Raw genomic sequence first — 15,580 nt, forward strand, 5'->3', positions numbered from 1 at the left:
AGCGCGGGGCCGATCAGAAGTCCATGTCACCGCCCGGCATGCCGCCCGGAGCGGCGGCGGCCTTCTCCGGCTTGTCGGCGATGACGGCCTCGGTGGTCAGGAACAGCGCGGCGATGGACGCGGCGTTCTGCAGCGCGGAACGCGTGACCTTCGCCGGGTCGATGATGCCCTCGGCGATCATGTCGACGTACTCGCCGGTGGCGGCGTTCAGACCGTGGCCGACGGCCAGGTTGCGCACCTTCTCCACGACGACGCCGCCCTCGAGACCACCGTTGACGGCGATCTGCTTCAGCGGGGCCTCCAGCGCGAGCTTCACGGCGTTGGCGCCGGTCGCCTCGTCACCCGTGAGCTCCAGCTTCTCGAAGACCGAGGAGGCCTGCAGCAGGGCCACGCCACCGCCGGCGACGATGCCCTCCTCGACGGCCGCCTTCGCGTTGCGGACGGCGTCCTCGATGCGGTGCTTGCGCTCCTTGAGCTCGACCTCGGTCGCGGCACCGGCCTTGATGACGGCCACGCCGCCGGCCAGCTTCGCGAGGCGCTCCTGGAGCTTCTCGCGGTCGTAGTCCGAGTCGGAGTTCTCGATCTCGGCGCGGATCTGGTTGACGCGGCCGCCGACCTGGTCGCTGTCACCGGCACCGTCGACGATGGTGGTCTCGTCCTTGGTGATGACGACCTTGCGGGCGCGGCCGAGCAGGTCGAGACCGGCGTTCTCCAGCTTGAGGCCGACCTCCTCGGAGATGACCGTGCCGCCCGTGAGGATGGCGATGTCGCCGAGCATGGCCTTGCGGCGGTCGCCGAAGCCCGGGGCCTTGACGGCGACGGACTTGAAGGTGCCGCGGATCTTGTTGACGACCAGGGTCGACAGGGCCTCGCCCTCGACGTCCTCGGCGATGATCAGCAGCGGCTTGCCGGACTGCATGACCTTCTCCAGGAGCGGCAGCAGGTCCTTGACCGAGCCGATCTTGGAGTTGACGATCAGGATGTACGGGTCGTCGAGGGACGCCTCCATACGCTCCATGTCGGTGGCGAAGTACGCCGAGATGTAGCCCTTGTCGAAGCGCATGCCCTCGGTGAGCTCAAGCTCCAGACCGAAGGTCTGGGACTCCTCGACGGTGATGACGCCTTCCTTGCCGACCTTGTCCATGGCCTCGGCGATGAGCTCGCCGATCTGGGTGTCGGCGGCGGAGATGGAGGCCGTGGAAGCGATCTGCTCCTTGGTCTCGACATCCTTGGCCTGGGCCAGCAGGGCGGCGGAGACGGCCTCGACGGCCTTCTCGATGCCGCGCTTGAGGGCCATCGGGTTGGCGCCGGCGGCGACGTTGCGCAGGCCCTCGCGTACGAGCGCCTGGGCGAGGACGGTCGCGGTGGTCGTACCGTCACCGGCGACGTCGTCCGTCTTCTTGGCGACTTCCTTGACCAGCTCGGCGCCGATCTTCTCGTACGGGTCCTCGAGCTCGATCTCCTTGGCGATGGAGACGCCGTCGTTGGTGATCGTGGGGGCGCCCCACTTCTTCTCAAGGACGACGTTGCGACCCTTGGGGCCAAGGGTGACCTTGACGGCGTCGGCGAGCTGGTTCATGCCACGCTCGAGACCGCGCCGGGCCTCCTCGTTGAACGCAATGATCTTGGCCATGTGAAGTGGTCCTCCCGGACAGGGGTGGATTGCTCCGGACCGCGCCCGCGCCCGCGACGGACGGCCTGCGGATCCGGCGGTTCCGTCCCGCCGGGTCCTGCGGGCCTCACCGGCCCGGTCCTCGTTTTAGTAGCACTCTCACCGGGAGAGTGCTAACGCCAATGATTAGCACTCGACCCCCACGAGTGCAAGCGGCTTCAGGCAACACGCGGGCGGCGCGGCGGCGACACGGCGGTGACGCGGGGCGACACGCAGGAGGGGCCCACATCCCTGTCCAGGATGTGGGCCCCTCAAGCTCGTGCGTGCGTCGGTGGCCGATCGCGTTCGCTCCGACTCAGCCGGCCGCGAGCTTGACCATGTCCGCCTGCGGACCCTTCTGGCCCTGCGAGATCTCGAACTCGACCCGCTGACCCTCTTCAAGGGTGCGGTATCCGTCCATCTGGATGGCGCTGTAGTGGACGAACACATCCGCACCACCGTCGACCGCGATGAAGCCGTAGCCCTTCTCCGCGTTGAACCACTTGACGGTGCCCTGAGCCATGCCTAACTCCCCTATTACTGGCCCTTGCGCGGGACCGCACTTCGCGGTCCCGGGTCAGAACTTGCGCCGGAACGCCTCGACCGCGGCTGAATGTATCCGCACCGGTGCTGTCTGCAACAGGTCAATCCGACGAGAAATCTGGACACACGGAAAGCTGGAAATAGGGTGAAATCCAGGGGTATTCCAGGGCAACTCGGGCCAGACAAGAGGCACCAAAGGCCCAAAAGGCGCGCTCATGTTGACTCAATGTCAACCATCCGTCGGCCCGCTCATATGCGGCGGGCAAGAACAGCGGAGGGGACTGCCCCAACTCTACCGCGCCCAATCAAGCAGAATTGCCCCCTCCACTTTTAGCGGAGGGGGCAATTCTGATCTGAACGCGTCAGCCGCGAAGCCGGCCGGGGATCAGCGGATCAGCGGATCAGCAGCCGCCGGCCACGGCGGGGATGATCGAGACGCCGGCGCCGTCCGGCGTCGCCGCCTCCAGGCCGCCCTCGAAGCGCACGTCGTCGTCGTTGACGTAGACGTTCACGAAGCGGCGCAGCTTGCCCTGGTCGTCCAGGACGCGCGCGGCGATGCCCGGGTGGCTCTTCTCCAGGGACTCGATGACCTCGGCCAGGGTCGCGCCCTCGGCCGTGACCTCGGCGGCGCCGCCGGTGTAGGTGCGCAGGATGGTGGGGATGCGGACGTTGACGCTCATGGCGCTACCGCCTTTCCGGATGTGTCAGGTCAGGGGGGAAGGGTCAGGCCAGGCCGGCGGCGCGGAACGCGTCCAGGCTCGGGCGGATGGTGGCGGTCTGGCCGCTGTCGGCGGCCACCGCCTCCAGGGTCTTGAGGCCGTCACCGGTGTTCAGGACCACCGTGGTCAGCGCCGGGTCGAGCTGCCCGTTCTCGATGAGCTTCTTCGTCACGCCGACGGTCACGCCGCCCGCGGTCTCGGCGAAGATGCCCTCGGTGCGCGCCAGGATCTTGATGGCCTCGACGACCTGCTCGTCGTTGACGTCCTCGACGTAGCCGCCGGTGCGCCGCGCGATGTCCAGGACGTACGGGCCGTCCGCCGGGTTGCCGATGGCCAGGGACTTGGCGATCGTGTTCGGCTTCTGCGGGCGGACCACGTCGTGGCCGGCCTTGAATGCGGTGGACACCGGGGAGCAGCCCTCGGCCTGGGCGCCGAAGATCTTGTACGGCTTGTCCTCGACCAGACCGAGCTTGATCAGCTCCTGGAGGCCCTTGTCGATCTTCGTCAGCTGGGAGCCGGACGCGATCGGGATGACGATCTGGTCGGGCAGCTGCCAGCCGAGCTGCTCGCAGATCTCGTACGCCAGGGTCTTGGAGCCCTCGCCGTAGTAGGGGCGCAGGTTGACGTTGACGAAGCCCCAGCCCTCGCCCAGCGGGTCGCCGATGAGCTCGGAGCAGAAGCGGTTCACGTCGTCGTAGTTGCCCTCGATGCCGACGAGGTCGCCGCCGTAGACACCGGCCATGACGACCTTGCCCTGCTCCAGGTCGTGCGGGATGAACACGCAGGAGCGGAACCCGGCCCGGGCGGCCGCGGCGCCGACGGCGCCGGCCAGGTTGCCGGTGGAGGAGCAGGAGAGGGTGGTGAAGCCGAAGGCGCGGGCGGCCTCGACGGCGATGGCCACGACGCGGTCCTTGAAGGAGTGCGTCGGGTTGCCGGAGTCGTCCTTGACGTAGAGCTTGCCGGTGACGCCCAGCTCCTTGGCCAGGTTCTCGGCGTCCACGAGCTTGGTGAAGCCGGGGTTCAGGCTCGGCTTGGAGGCCACGTCCACCGGGACGGGCAGCAGCGGCGCGTAGCGCCAGATGTTGTTCGGACCGGCCTCGATCGCGGCGCGCAGGGCCTCCGGGTCGCCGAGCGGGAGCTCGTAGGCGACTTCCAGGGGGCCGAAGCACTCGACGCAGGCGAAGATGGGGCCGAGCTCGAAGCGGGTACCGCACTCGCGACAGGAAAGTCCGGTGGCGGGTCCGAGGTCGACAGAGGTGGCGACAGTCTGTGCAGCCATGATGGCGAGGCCCTTTCTCCTCATCTTCCCCATGGCGCACTTCGCCATGAGACGGAATTGGCACCTTCCCTAGCCGGGGCCTCGCGCTTGCGAGAACCGACTGGAGGGTTGCCGGGGCTTCAACGGGCCGTGTCCCTCTGCCCCTCTGGATGAGCGGTATGGCACCGGCACACGCGCTCTGTGGCGCGCCGGTGCGTTTGTTCCGCGGGACCCCCGGCATGCGGTGGTCTCTCGCGTTGTTCAAGACTGTAACCGAAGGGACGGGTGGTTGAGACAGCCGTCCGAACCGCGAGATGGATCACAATTCGGCGCAAATCCGCCGAGCGTGAGCCGAGCGTGAAGTGTCTGGGTAGTGCCGCAGAGAAGCGCAGGGAGTGCTGAGAGTGCTGGATGAGGTGGAGCGCTGGCTGGCAGACCGCTCCTGGTCCGCCGCCGACCGACCGCTCGACCAGCTGCTCGACCGGAAACGGGCGGCCGGGACGACGGTGAGCGTGGTGCTGCCCGCGCTCGACGAGGAGGCCACCGTCGGGGAGATCGTCGAGATCATCCGGCGCGACCTGATCGAGGCCCCGCCCGTCCCCCTGGTGGACGAGCTGGTCGTCGTCGACTCCGGCTCCTCCGACCGTACGGCGGAGGTCGCCGCGAAGGCCGGCGCCCGCGTGGTGCACCGGGACTCGATCCTGCCCCGCATCCCGACCCTGCCCGGCAAGGGCGAGGTGCTGTGGCGCTCCCTGCTGGCCACCACCGGGGACGTCGTCTGCTTCGTCGACGCCGACCTGCGGGACTTCGACTCCGCCTTCGTCTCCGGGATCGTCGGACCGCTGCTCACCGACCCGCAGGTGCAGTTCGTCAAGGCCATGTACGACCGGCCCCTCGGCGACGCGCCGGGCCAGGGCGGCCGCGTCACGGAGCTGGTGGCCCGCCCGCTCCTCAACCTCCACTGGCCCCAGCTGGCCGGCTTCGTCCAGCCACTGGGCGGCGAGTACGCCGTACGCCGCTCCCTGCTGGAACGCCTCCCCTTCCCCGTCGGGTACGGGGTCGAGCTGGGCCTGCTGGTGGACGCGCTGCACACGGTCGGACTGGACGCGCTGGCCCAGGTGGACGTGGGGGTCCGGCTGCACCGCCACCAGGACGGGCAGGCCCTGGGCCGGATGGCCGCCGCGATCTACCGCACCGCCCAGCTGCGGCTCTCGCGCGGGCACCTGGTGCGGCCGGAGCTGACCCAGTTCGAGCGGGGGCCGGACGGGTTCGTGCCGCGCACGTACGCCGTGGACACGGAGGAGCGGCCGCCGATGGCGGAGGTCAAGGAGTACGCGGGGCGGCGCGTGGCGTGACGCGGCCCTGCTCTGCCCCACCCTTGACCAGTACGTGACGAACCGGACATTTCCCGGACGTTTGAGCGAGCGGGCCCCGGGCTAGGTTCGCGACATGGCTTCTCAGGTACTCGTCGCCGCCAACCGCGGCCCGCTCTCGTACGCCCTCGACGCCGACGGCACCCTCAGCGCCCGGCGCGGCGGCGGCGGCCTCGTCTCCGGACTCTCCGCCGCGCTCGCGGCGCAGCCGGAGGCCCTGTGGATCTGCGCGGCCCTCTCCGAAGCCGACCGGGAGGCCGTCCGCCGCGGAGTCTCCGAGCCGGGCGTCCGGATGCTGGACATCGACCCCGAGGTGTACGACGACGCGTACAACGGCATCGCGAACTCCGTGCTCTGGTTCACCCACCACCACCTCTACGACGTCCCCCGCGAACCCGTCTTCGACGCGGGGTTCCGGCGGCGCTGGGCCTCGTACACCGCCTACAACCGCGCCTTCGCCGAAGCCCTGGCCGAGGAGGCCGCCGAGGGCGCGTCCGTCCTCGTCCAGGACTACCACCTCGCCCTGGTCCCGGGGCAGCTGCGGGAACTGCGGCCGGACCTGCGGATCGCGCACTTCACGCACACGCCGTGGGCGTCCTACGAGTTCCTTCGGATGCTGCCCGACGACGTCCGGTCCCAGCTCATGTGGGGGATGCTCGGGGCGGACGTGGTCGGCTTCCACACCTGGCCGTGGGCGCACGCCTTCATGAACTGCGCGAACATCGACGACGAGCGGGGCATCGCCTCCTCGAAGTTCCCCTCCGGGGTGGAGCCGGCGAAGGCCCGCTACGTCGACAAGCACCCGCTGGGCCCCGTACGGCACAAGCGGACCTACGTCAGGGTCTTCGCCCTCGGGGTGGACGCGGACGACCTGCGGGAACTGGCCCACCGGCCGGAGGTCGACGACAAGCTCGCCGGGCTGCGGGCGGAGGTGGGCGACCGCAGGACCATCGTCCGCGTCGACCGCACCGAACTGTCGAAGAACATCCTGCGCGGGCTCCTCGCCTACCGAGAGCTCCTGACCACCCACCCCGAGTGGCGCGGCCGCGTCGTCCACCTGGCCTCCGCCTACCCCTCCCGGCAGGACCTGAAGGTGTACCGGGACTACACCGAGTCGGTGCGCGAACTGGCCGGGGAGATCAACACGGAGTTCGGTACGGACGACTGGCAGCCGGTCCTCGTCTCCGTCCAGGACGACTTCGCCCGCTCCCTGGCCGCGTACCGGCTGGCGGACGTGGCCCTGATCAACCCGGTGCGGGACGGCATGAACCTCGTTGCGAAGGAGATCCCGGTCGTCTCGGAGGCGGGCTGCGCCCTGGTCCTCTCCACCGGGGCGGGCGCGTACGCGGAACTCCGCGCGGACGCCCTGACGGTCAACCCGTACGACGTCACCGCGACGGCCGAAGCCCTCCACGAGGCCCTCACCATGCCCGCGCACGAACGCGCGGAACGCACGAAGCGCCTGGCCGCATCCGCCACGACCCTCCCCCCGGCGGCCTGGTTCGAAGCCCAGCTGGAGGCCCTGCGGGGGTAAGGGGCTCGCGGTGGGGGCCCGCTATCTCCCCCGCGAGGGGGTGGGGGCGGGGGCGGGTCGGTGGCTGCCCGCCCACCTCCCCGTCTGCGGGGCGGTGGGGTGGGCCGGCGGGGTCCCCTCGGGCGGTCTCAGAGCAGGTTGGGGGCTTCCCGTCAGTCCCATCGTCCTTCCGCGTCGGGCCGGCCTGTCAAGGGCGCTCCCTTCGGTCGCGTCGCTACGCGATGTCGCTTCGCTCCACCCTTGACAGACCGACCCGCCACGGAAAGCCGAAAGACTGCCGGGAAACCCCCAAAAGAACGGCACGGTCCAGAGGAGAAGGGACGGGTGTCGCAGCGATGAGGCGAGGGGCCGGGACCCGGCCCGCCGGGCATCCGAGCCGTGCGATCCGCGATTCAGGGCCGGGGGCACGGCTACCCGCACCAAAAGGCGACCCGAGCGGCCTGCGGAGCCTCCAGACGCAACAGATCGCTACGCGCTCCTCATTTCTCAGCGTCCGACGCCCGTCTAGGGCTGAATACCCGCACCAAAGGACGATCAGAGCAGCGCCGGAAGCGGACGGGCGCGTCAGATCGCTACGCGCTTCTCTGATCTCGGCGGCCGGAGACCGTCCAGGGCTGATACCCGCACCGATCGCCTGTTGCATCACTCCGAAGGTTGGCTGTACCTCTTCAGGGCGTTGGTCTCCATGTCATGTCCTCCCTTCCCGTCTGCGCGGACTCGTGCCATCGGTACCGGCAGAGCGAATCCCAGGGCCTCGGAGTACCGGCCCACTAGGCCGTTTCAGTCCAGGGGGAGGGACTGGTGGGCGGCGACGATCGCGTCGATGCGGTGGGCGAGGTCGAAGTCGGCTGCGGTGAGGCGGTGACCGGCGTCGTGGGTGGTGATCGTCGCCCGCAGGTGGTCGATCCGCAGGTCGAGGTCCGCGTGGTGCTGGATGCGCCTGGACCGGTCGGCGATGGTGACGATGGCTGCCACGGCGGCGTGGTAGCGGATCTCGTAGGTGCGGGTGATCTCGTCGCCCTTGCGTTCCCAGCCGGGCAGCCCGGCCAGGTTCTCGGCGATCTGCTCGTCGGTCAGGACCGTCGGTACGCCCATGTCAGCTCCCCTTGCCAACCGGCGCCAGGATCTCTGCGAGGTCCCGGCCTACGGGGGCATCGTGCCACGGACGCATGGCCCGCTCCAGAGTGAGCAGTTCGCGGAACATGCGGGCGGACCGGGTCTCGATGGCGATGTCGACGGCTTCACGGGCGATCTCCACCGCGTGGTCGGGTTCCCGTGCGGTCGCGGCGGAAGTGGCGTGCCGGGCGAGGTACACGCCCCGGTCCCGCCGTGCGCTCGTGGGCACGACGGAGAGGACCTGTGCCCAGAGCGAGTCCGCCTCCCTGCCCAGGCCCAGCCGCCCGTAGCAGGTGGCGCGTTGGACCTCCAGGTAACCGGGTGTCCTTCGGCAGGCGTTGCCCCAGGGCAGGTCGTCGTCCACGCGGGCCAACAGTCCGTCGGCAGTGTCGATGAGACGATCCACGGTGGTCCGGTCGCCGGTGAGGCTCGCGCCGTGCGCCTGTTGCTGCATGGCCATGACTCGGATCTTGGGCAGGACCACGTCCGACACGTCCAAGGCTGCCTCGCACAGGTCGATCACTCCGTACCCGTCCCGTAGGTCCGTCCGTACGTGTGCCTGGTTGACGAGGCTGTAACCGATGAGCTGAGGGTCACGGGACCGTACCGCCATCTCCTGCGTGACACCGCGCCAGAACGCGGCGGCACCGAGATCGCCCGCGTCCTGGTACAGCCAGCCGACCAGCGCGGCGTAGGCGGCCCCCACCCGCAGAAGGCCACGGCGCGCCTCGCCCCTCGCGGAGCGGATCAGCTTGTCGATCAGCTGGTACTGCGCGCTGACGGTACCGATCAGGTCGTGAGGACCGAGATACATGTCAGCTCGGTAATGCCCTTCGAGCTGCTGCTCGAAGTAGTCGACGAGTGCCGGATCCACGTGCTGGGGCGACATCGGCCCAGGGACAAGCGCGGCGGCGGTGACGGAGACGAACTGTCTTCTGTTCACGTCCTTCTCCTGACGGGCCTCGGGGCGGATCCATCCGGCGGGCACGGTGAATCCCAGATCCTCGGGCCAGCGGCCCAGCACGTCGTGCAGCACGATCGCGGTCTCCTCGGGAGGCCAGCCCGGCCGCTCGCCCTCCCAGCGACGCCAGGTGCGCGGCGACACCTCGAAGTGCCGGTCCTGGAGTAACCGCTGCCCGTGCTCGGACAGGCTCTTCGCCGCCTGGTCCATCGTGCGCCAGCCGACGCGCAGCCTCGCAGCTCGCAGTGCGTCATTGCGTTGACTCATGGACCCAGGTTGAGGCGTCATCGCGTCCATCCGCTCCTGTGGCCGCCACATGGCCACCGATGGCCACACGACGACCTGTCGACCGCCGCGCCTGCCCGCCCGTCATCTCGGCATGACGACGAACAGCGCAGAGGAACGACCCGAGTTGCAGGGATGCTGCCGTCCCAGCCCCGGACTGATCGCCCGCGCGGAAGCCGGCTGGGCGAGGTTCCTGCGCAGCGCACCCGAAGAGGCGGAGCAGGACGATGAGTGAGCAGTACGAGTACGTCCCCCACCGCCTCCTCCGCCGACGCGTCCGCGACATCGCCTCCGGCGCCGAAGGCGTCCTCATGGCCGTGATCAACGAGAACGTCTCGGACACGGGCATCGAGCGCTGGATGGAGCTCGCCTACATCCGTGGCGCCTCGGGCCGCGAATTCACCACCGCCGTCACCAACGTCGAACCCGCCCCGGACCAGCCCAAGACGGCCGTCGGCCGCCGAGATCAGAGAAGCGCGTAGCGATCTGACGCGCCCGCAGGTTTCCCGGCTGTCCTGGTCGTCCTTTGGTGCAGGTATCAGCCCAGGACGGTCGCCGGACGCCGAGGAATGAGGAGCGCGTAGCGATCTGACGCGTCAGGGGGCTCCGTAGGCCGCTCTGATCAACCTCTCGTGCAGGTAGCCGCGCACCCGGCCCGGAACGGCGGCATCTGAGGGCCCGGATGCCCGGCGGGCCGGGCCCCGACGCCTCGCCTCATCGCTGACAGGGTCGTCCCTTCAACCATCGACCGTGCCGTTCTTTTGGGGGTTTCCCGGCAGTCTTTCGGCTTTCCGTGGCGGGTCGGTCTGTCAAGGGTGGCCGAAGGCCATCGCGAAGCGACGCGACGAAGGAGCGCCCTTGACAGGCCGGCACGACACGGAAGGACGATGGGACTGACGGGAAACCCCCAAACCGGCCGTGAGACCGCCCGAGGGGACCCCGCCCACCGGCCCGCAGACGGGGAGGCGGGTGGGCAAACACCGCCCCGCCCCCACCACCTCGAGGGGGAGATAGCGGGCCCCCGCCGCGAGCCCCCGCCCCTACCCCCGCAGTGCCCCCGCCAGCTGGGCCAGGAAGGCCGTTACCGCTGCCGGGCCCGGGAGGACGAGGTCGGCTCGGGATGCCAGTTCGGGGACTTCCGCCGAACCGCTGCACACCAGGAGGCCCGGGAGGCCTTCGGTGCGGCGCTTCTCGACCGCCGAGTACGCCGCGAGGTCGCCGAGGTCGTCGCCCGCGTACAGGACGGCCTCGGCGCCGCGCTCGGTGAGGAACTCGGTCAGGGCGACGCCCTTGTCCATGCCCGGCGGGCGGAGTTCCAGGACGGCTCGGCCCGGCTCGACCATGAGGCCGTGGCGGGCGGCGAGCTCCGCGAGGGGTTCGCGGAGGGCTTCGAAGGCCGCCGCGGGGTCTTCGGCGCGGCGGGTGTGGACGGCGAGCGCCTGGCCCTTCTCCTCGATCCAGGTCCCGCGCCACGCGCCGATGGCGTCGAGGAAGCCCGGTAGCTCGGCCCGTACGGCGGCGACGCCCGGGTGCTCGGCGGGGGCGCGGACTATGCCGGTGACGGCGTCCCAGCGTTCGGCCCCGTAGTGCCCGAGGACGACGAGGTGTTCCAGTCCGGGTACTCCGGCGAAGCCGCCGTGGCGTACGGCGACGCCGGCGGGCCGGCCGGTGACCACGGCGACGGCTTCGACCTGGGGCGCGAGCGCGGCGAGCGCGGGGACGGCGTCGGGGTGGGCGCGGGCCTGGTCGGGGTCGGGGACGATCTCGGCGAGGGTGCCGTCGAAGTCGAGGGCGATGACGGCTCTGCGGGGTGCGCGGAGGAGGGCTTCGAGTCCCTCGCGTCCGGCTGCGGTGGCGGGCACGGGCATCGGCTGCGGCTTCGGCTGCGGGTCGTGCGGCTGGCTCCCCATACGGACGACCCTACCGGCGTGGCGCGAGCCCCGCCCAGCCTTCGCGGAGGCCGCTCCAGGCGGGCTCATGCGGGCCCGGCCCGGCCCGGCCAGTGCCGGCGTCCGGCCACCGGGCGACCAGGGCGGCGCACGGGCCAGGGCACGGGCCGACCGGGGCCGGTGCGTCGGGCATCGGGCGGCCGCGGGGGCGCGGGGCGGCTCATGCGGGCCCGGCGCACCACTGGCCCCGCCCCGAAGCCCGCCCCGGAGCTACCGCCGGGCTCGCTGGGCCGCGCGGATGCGGCGGAGGCGGTTGATGGTGCCGGGGGCGTGGGCGAGGGCTCGGGGGTCGTCCATGAGGGCGTTGAGCAGCTGGTAGTAGCTGACCGGGGTGAGTCCGAGGGCCTCGCGTATCGCGCGTTCCTTGGCGCCGGGGCCGGGCCAGCTGCGGCCCTCGTAGGCGAGTACGGCGGCCTCGGCGGCGGTCAGCGGCCCGGGGGCCGCCTCCGCCGCCGCGCCGCTCGTGTCACCCGCCTGCCCGCCGTCCGTCATACGGCCAGATTAACGCCGCCCACCGACACCCCGTCGGGGACGGGTCAGCGCTCCCCGTCGGCCTTGCGCGCGGCCACGGCGATCTCTTCGAGGACCTTGGCGGGCTGTCCCCCGGGGGCGACGGCCTTGCCGATGTTCTGCTTGACGTCCTCGCTGACCCCGGCCCAGGACTTCTTGCCGACCGGGTAGAGCCGGGCGTTGGGGAGGGCGGTGAGGAAGGTCTTCAGCTGGGTGGCCGAGCCGCCCGTGCTGTTGGCCATGGCCCGGTAGCCGCTGGTGGTGACGGGGAGGAGGTCGTACTGGTTGGTGAAGGTGGTCACGTTCTTCGCGGAGAAGAGGTGGTCCAGGAACTTCCCGGACTCCTTCTTGTGGCCGTTCTTGAAGGCCATGACCCAGTCGGCGACGCCCATGGTGGAGTGGTCGGTGCCGTCGATGGTGGGCATGGCGACCATGCCGAACTTCACGCCCTTGCCGGCGGCCTGCTTGAGCAGGGTGGGGTGGCCGTTGAGCATGCCGACCTCGCCGCGCGTGAAGGCGTCGAAGGCGGTCTGGCGGTCGAGCTTGCCCGGTTCGACGGGGCCGGTGAGCTGCTGGCCGACCATCTTGTCGCGGAGGAACTCCAGCGACTTGACGTTCTCCGGGGAGTCGATCGAGTACGCCTCCTCGTTGTCGGTGTAGCCGCCGCCTCCGGAGAGGAGCCACATCATCGTCTCGGCCTGGGCCTCCTCGCGGCCGAGGGGCAGCGCGAAGGGGGTGGGGACGTTGGCGGCCTTGAGCTTCTTGGCGGCGGCTTCGACGTCCGCCCAGCTCTTGGGCTGCCAGGGGGTGTTGCCGTCCTTGGGGATGATGCCGGCGTCGCCGAGGAGCTTGGTGTTGTAGAAGAGCAGCCGGGTGCTGGCGACGAAGGGCATTCCGTACTGGACGCGCTTGACCTTGCCCGCGTCGGCGAGGGGGGCGAGGAAGTCGGCCTCGGTGGTGACGGAGAGCAGTTCGTCGGCGGTGTAGAGCTTGCCGGCTTCGGCGTAGTCGGCGTAGGCGCCGATCTGGGCTATGTCGGGGGCCTTGCCCGCCTTGACCATCGCGGCGACCTTGGCGTCGACCTCCGACCAGGAGTAGACGCTGACCTCGACGTGGACGCCGGGGTTGTCCTTCTCGAAGGCGGTGGCGAGGTTCTTCCAGTAGCCGGCGGAGGAGTTCTGCGGATTGTCCCCGTAGTCGGCCGCCACGACCCGGAGGGTCACCTCGTTGTCCCCGGTGAGGCCGGACACGGTTCCACAGCCCGCCAGTGTCGCCACGGCCAGGCACAGTGCGGCGCCGGTCGCGGCCGGCCTCAGGTAACGGCCCTTCACAGTTCTTGATCCACCCCTGGTTGTACGTACGATCCGACGTAAGGTCTACACCACTTTGGCGGCTCCTCCACATCCGGAACGGGGTGTGCCGCGGACTGTTTCCGGACTGTGTCCGTAAGGCGGTCCTGATTTGTATGCCCGGTCAACAATCCCCTCCAATGGACTAGACCTTTCCCCGCCGAGCACGCGAGACTGTCTGCTGTGAAACCCGTGAAACACGTCATCGCCCTCGATGTGGGCGGCACCGGGATCAAGGCCGCCCTGATCGGGGCGGACGGAACCCTGCTGCACGAGGCACGCCGCGCCACCGGCCGCGAGCGGGGCCCCGAAGCCGTCGTCGAGACGATCCTGGACTTCGCCGCCGAGCTCCTCGACCTCGGCCGGGAACGCTTCGGCGCGCCCGCCTCGGCCGCCGGCGTCGCCGTCCCCGGCATCGTCGACGCCGAGCGCGGCCTCGCCGTGTACGCGGCGAACCTGGGCTGGCGGGACGTACCGATGCGCGACCTGCTCACCGCCCGCCTCGGCGGGATCCCGGTCGCCCTCGGCCACGACGTCCGCACGGGCGGACTCGCCGAGGGCCGCATCGGCGCGGGCCTGGGCGCCCAGCGCTTCCTCTTCGTCCCGCTCGGCACCGGCATCGCCGGCGCCATCGGCATCGCCGGCCGCATCGAGGCCGGCGCCCACGGCTACGCGGGCGAGATCGGGCACATCGTGGTCCGCCCCGGCGGGCCCGCCTGCGGCTGCGGCCAGCACGGCTGCCTGGAGACCCTCGCCTCCGCCTCCGCCGTCAGCCGCGCCTGGGCCGCCGCCTCCGGCGACCCCGAAGCCGACGCCGCCGACTGCGCCAAGGCCGTCGAGTCCGGCGACGCGGCCGCCCGCGAGGTCTGGCTGGCCGCCATCGGCGCCCTCGCCGACGGCCTGGTCACCGCGATCACCCTGCTGGACCCGAGCACGCTGATCATCGGTGGCGGGCTCGCCGAGGCGGGGGAAACCTTGTTCACACCACTGCGGACGGCCGTCGAGGAGCGCGTGACGTTCCAGCGGCTGCCCGAGATCGTTCCGGCTGCCCTCGGGGACACCGCCGGATGCCTGGGCGCAGGGCTCCTCGCCTGGGACCTACTCGCCACGGAGGTACCTGCCTGATGTCCGGAAGCGCACAGAGCACCGTTCTCTCAGGCGCGAGGGTGGTGCTGCCCACCGGGACCGTGGCGGGCGGCCGCGTCATCGTCGACGGCGCCCGGATCGCGGGCAGCGCCCCCGAGGACGCCACCGTCGTCGACCTGTCCGGGCACTGGCTCGTCCCCGGCTTCGTGGACATGCACAACCACGGCGGCGGCGGCGCCTCCTTCACCTCCGGCACCGCCGAGGACGTCCTCAAGGGCGTACGCACCCACCGCGAGCACGGCACCACCACCCTCGTCGCCTCCACCGTCACCGGCGACCTGGACGAACTGGCCCGCCGCGCCGGACTGCTCGCCGAGCTCACCCAGCAGGGCGAGATCGCCGGCATCCACTTCGAGGGCCCCTTCATCAACCCCTGCCGCAAGGGCGCCCACAAGGCCGACCTGCTGCGCGACCCCGACCCGGCGGAGGTCCGCAAACTGGTCGACGCCGCGCACGGCGCCGCCCGCATGGTCACCCTCGCCACCGAACTCCCCGGCGGCCTGGACTCCGTACGGCTGCTCGCCGAGCAGGGGGTCATCGCCGCGATCGGCCACACCGACTCCACGTACGACCAGACCCGCCAGGCCATCGACGCCGGAGCGACCGTCGCCACCCACCTGTACAACGCCATGCCCGGCCTGGAACACCGGGCGCCCGGCCCGATCGCGGCGCTGCTGGAGGACGAACGGGTCACCGTCGAGCTGATCAACGACGGCACCCACCTGCACCCGGCGATGCTGGAGCTGGCCTTCCACCACGCGGGCGCGCACCGCGTCGCACTGATCACCGACGCCATGGACGCGGCCGGCTTCGGCGACGGCACCTACCACCTCGGCCCGCTGGAGGTGGAGGTCAAGGACGGCGTCGCCCGGCTCGTCGAGGGCGGCTCCATCGCCGGCTCCACGCTGACCCTGGACACCGCGTTCAAGCGGTCGGTGACGGTGGACCGGCTGCCCGTCGAGTCCGTGGTCCAGGCGATCTCCGCCAACCCGGCCAAGCTGCTCGGCCTCTACGACGAGGTCGGCTCGCTGGAGCCCGGCAAGTACGCCGACCTGGTGGTCCTCGACGCCGCGTTCGACGTGAAGGGCGTCATGCGGCGCGGCGAATGGATCGTCAGCCCGCTGGGCTGAACCGGCCTTTCATACGGCGCAAAGGGGGCGGTCCGCCCACGGGACTGGGCCGACCG

Annotated in this window: 14 protein-coding genes and 1 riboswitch; of the genes, 5 read left to right on the forward strand and 9 right to left on the reverse strand. The window is 70.7% G+C overall.

The window, feature by feature from the left end:
* Positions 1-13: 13 nt before the first annotated feature.
* From groL to thrC, 4 genes are all read right to left on the reverse strand, one after another.
* Positions 14-1,633 (reverse strand): chaperonin GroEL, encoded by a 1,620-nt coding sequence (groL, locus tag OG553_RS14930; RefSeq protein ID WP_405979465.1) that lies wholly within the window; start codon positions 1,631-1,633, stop codon positions 14-16.
* A 334-nt stretch (positions 1,634-1,967) separates the two neighbouring features.
* Positions 1,968-2,174 (reverse strand): cold-shock protein, encoded by a 207-nt coding sequence (locus OG553_RS14935; protein WP_008743607.1) that lies wholly within the window; start codon positions 2,172-2,174, stop codon positions 1,968-1,970.
* Positions 2,175-2,595: 421 nt separating this feature from the next.
* Positions 2,596-2,874, reverse strand: coding sequence for a MoaD/ThiS family protein (locus OG553_RS14940; RefSeq protein ID WP_405979466.1), 279 nt, complete (start codon positions 2,872-2,874; stop codon positions 2,596-2,598).
* A 43-nt stretch (positions 2,875-2,917) separates the two neighbouring features.
* A complete protein-coding gene (gene thrC / locus OG553_RS14945) occupies positions 2,918-4,192 on the reverse strand; it encodes a threonine synthase (protein ID WP_405979467.1) in 1,275 nt (424 codons plus the stop codon).
* Positions 4,193-4,209: 17 nt separating this feature from the next.
* Positions 4,210-4,348: riboswitch (SAM riboswitch) on the reverse strand.
* A gap of 227 nt (positions 4,349-4,575) precedes the next feature.
* Here thrC and OG553_RS14950 point away from each other — a divergent pair.
* Together OG553_RS14950 and OG553_RS14955 are read left to right on the forward strand one after the other, a co-directional pair.
* Positions 4,576-5,526: a glucosyl-3-phosphoglycerate synthase gene (locus OG553_RS14950; protein ID WP_405979468.1), complete on the forward strand. Its 951-nt coding sequence runs from the start codon at positions 4,576-4,578 to the stop codon at positions 5,524-5,526.
* A gap of 94 nt (positions 5,527-5,620) precedes the next feature.
* Positions 5,621-7,078: a trehalose-6-phosphate synthase gene (locus tag OG553_RS14955; protein ID WP_405979469.1), complete on the forward strand. Its 1,458-nt coding sequence runs from the start codon at positions 5,621-5,623 to the stop codon at positions 7,076-7,078.
* Positions 7,079-7,858: 780 nt separating this feature from the next.
* On the opposite strand, the gene OG553_RS14960 is transcribed toward OG553_RS14955, so the two are convergent.
* Both OG553_RS14960 and OG553_RS14965 read right to left on the reverse strand, forming a co-directional pair.
* Entirely contained in the window at positions 7,859-8,173 is a 315-nt protein-coding gene (locus OG553_RS14960; protein ID WP_405979470.1) for a 4a-hydroxytetrahydrobiopterin dehydratase, read from the reverse strand.
* 1 nt (position 8,174) lies between these two features.
* Positions 8,175-9,422 (reverse strand): Twin-arginine translocation pathway signal, encoded by a 1,248-nt coding sequence (locus OG553_RS14965; protein ID WP_405979471.1) that lies wholly within the window; start codon positions 9,420-9,422, stop codon positions 8,175-8,177.
* Positions 9,423-9,667: 245 nt separating this feature from the next.
* Between OG553_RS14965 and OG553_RS14970 the strand changes: the two genes are divergently transcribed.
* Positions 9,668-9,922: a hypothetical protein gene (locus OG553_RS14970; RefSeq protein WP_405979472.1), complete on the forward strand. Its 255-nt coding sequence runs from the start codon at positions 9,668-9,670 to the stop codon at positions 9,920-9,922.
* A 558-nt stretch (positions 9,923-10,480) separates the two neighbouring features.
* Here OG553_RS14970 and otsB read toward each other — a convergent pair.
* The 3 genes from otsB to OG553_RS14985 form a co-directional block, all read right to left on the reverse strand.
* Positions 10,481-11,350, reverse strand: coding sequence for a trehalose-phosphatase (gene otsB, locus OG553_RS14975; protein ID WP_405979473.1), 870 nt, complete (start codon positions 11,348-11,350; stop codon positions 10,481-10,483).
* Between the two features lie 249 nt (positions 11,351-11,599).
* Complete coding sequence (locus OG553_RS14980; protein WP_405979474.1) at positions 11,600-11,881, reverse strand: DUF3263 domain-containing protein; 282 nt, start codon at positions 11,879-11,881, stop codon at positions 11,600-11,602.
* Positions 11,882-11,925: 44 nt separating this feature from the next.
* Positions 11,926-13,215, reverse strand: coding sequence for an extracellular solute-binding protein (locus tag OG553_RS14985; RefSeq protein WP_405983041.1), 1,290 nt, complete (start codon positions 13,213-13,215; stop codon positions 11,926-11,928).
* Positions 13,216-13,440: 225 nt separating this feature from the next.
* Between OG553_RS14985 and OG553_RS14990 the strand changes: the two genes are divergently transcribed.
* Positions 13,441-14,373, forward strand: coding sequence for an ROK family protein (locus OG553_RS14990; protein ID WP_405983042.1), 933 nt, complete (start codon positions 13,441-13,443; stop codon positions 14,371-14,373).
* Positions 14,373-15,524: an N-acetylglucosamine-6-phosphate deacetylase gene (nagA, locus tag OG553_RS14995; protein ID WP_405979475.1), complete on the forward strand. Its 1,152-nt coding sequence runs from the start codon at positions 14,373-14,375 to the stop codon at positions 15,522-15,524. Before OG553_RS14990 ends, nagA begins: the two co-directional genes overlap by 1 nt.
* Positions 15,525-15,580: the final 56 nt, after the last annotated feature.

Source organism: Streptomyces sp. NBC_00158 (genome assembly GCF_045160885.1).
Classification (GTDB): Bacteria; Actinomycetota; Actinomycetes; order Streptomycetales; family Streptomycetaceae; genus Streptomyces.

Coding starts and splice junctions, on each gene's coding strand:
- OG553_RS14955 (WP_405979469.1), top strand. CDS start 5,621: ATGGCTTCTCAGGTACTCGTCGCCGCCAACCGCGGCCCGCTCTCGTAC.
- nagA (WP_405979475.1), top strand. CDS start 14,373: ATGTCCGGAAGCGCACAGAGCACCGTTCTCTCAGGCGCGAGGGTGGTG.
- OG553_RS14935 (WP_008743607.1), bottom strand. CDS start 2,174: ATGGCTCAGGGCACCGTCAAGTGGTTCAACGCGGAGAAGGGCTACGGC.
- groL (WP_405979465.1), bottom strand. CDS start 1,633: ATGGCCAAGATCATTGCGTTCAACGAGGAGGCCCGGCGCGGTCTCGAG.
- OG553_RS14940 (WP_405979466.1), bottom strand. CDS start 2,874: ATGAGCGTCAACGTCCGCATCCCCACCATCCTGCGCACCTACACCGGC.
- OG553_RS14980 (WP_405979474.1), bottom strand. CDS start 11,881: ATGACGGACGGCGGGCAGGCGGGTGACACGAGCGGCGCGGCGGCGGAG.
- OG553_RS14960 (WP_405979470.1), bottom strand. CDS start 8,173: ATGGGCGTACCGACGGTCCTGACCGACGAGCAGATCGCCGAGAACCTG.
- OG553_RS14970 (WP_405979472.1), top strand. CDS start 9,668: ATGAGTGAGCAGTACGAGTACGTCCCCCACCGCCTCCTCCGCCGACGC.
- otsB (WP_405979473.1), bottom strand. CDS start 11,350: ATGGGGAGCCAGCCGCACGACCCGCAGCCGAAGCCGCAGCCGATGCCC.
- thrC (WP_405979467.1), bottom strand. CDS start 4,192: ATGGCTGCACAGACTGTCGCCACCTCTGTCGACCTCGGACCCGCCACC.
- OG553_RS14965 (WP_405979471.1), bottom strand. CDS start 9,422: ATGAGTCAACGCAATGACGCACTGCGAGCTGCGAGGCTGCGCGTCGGC.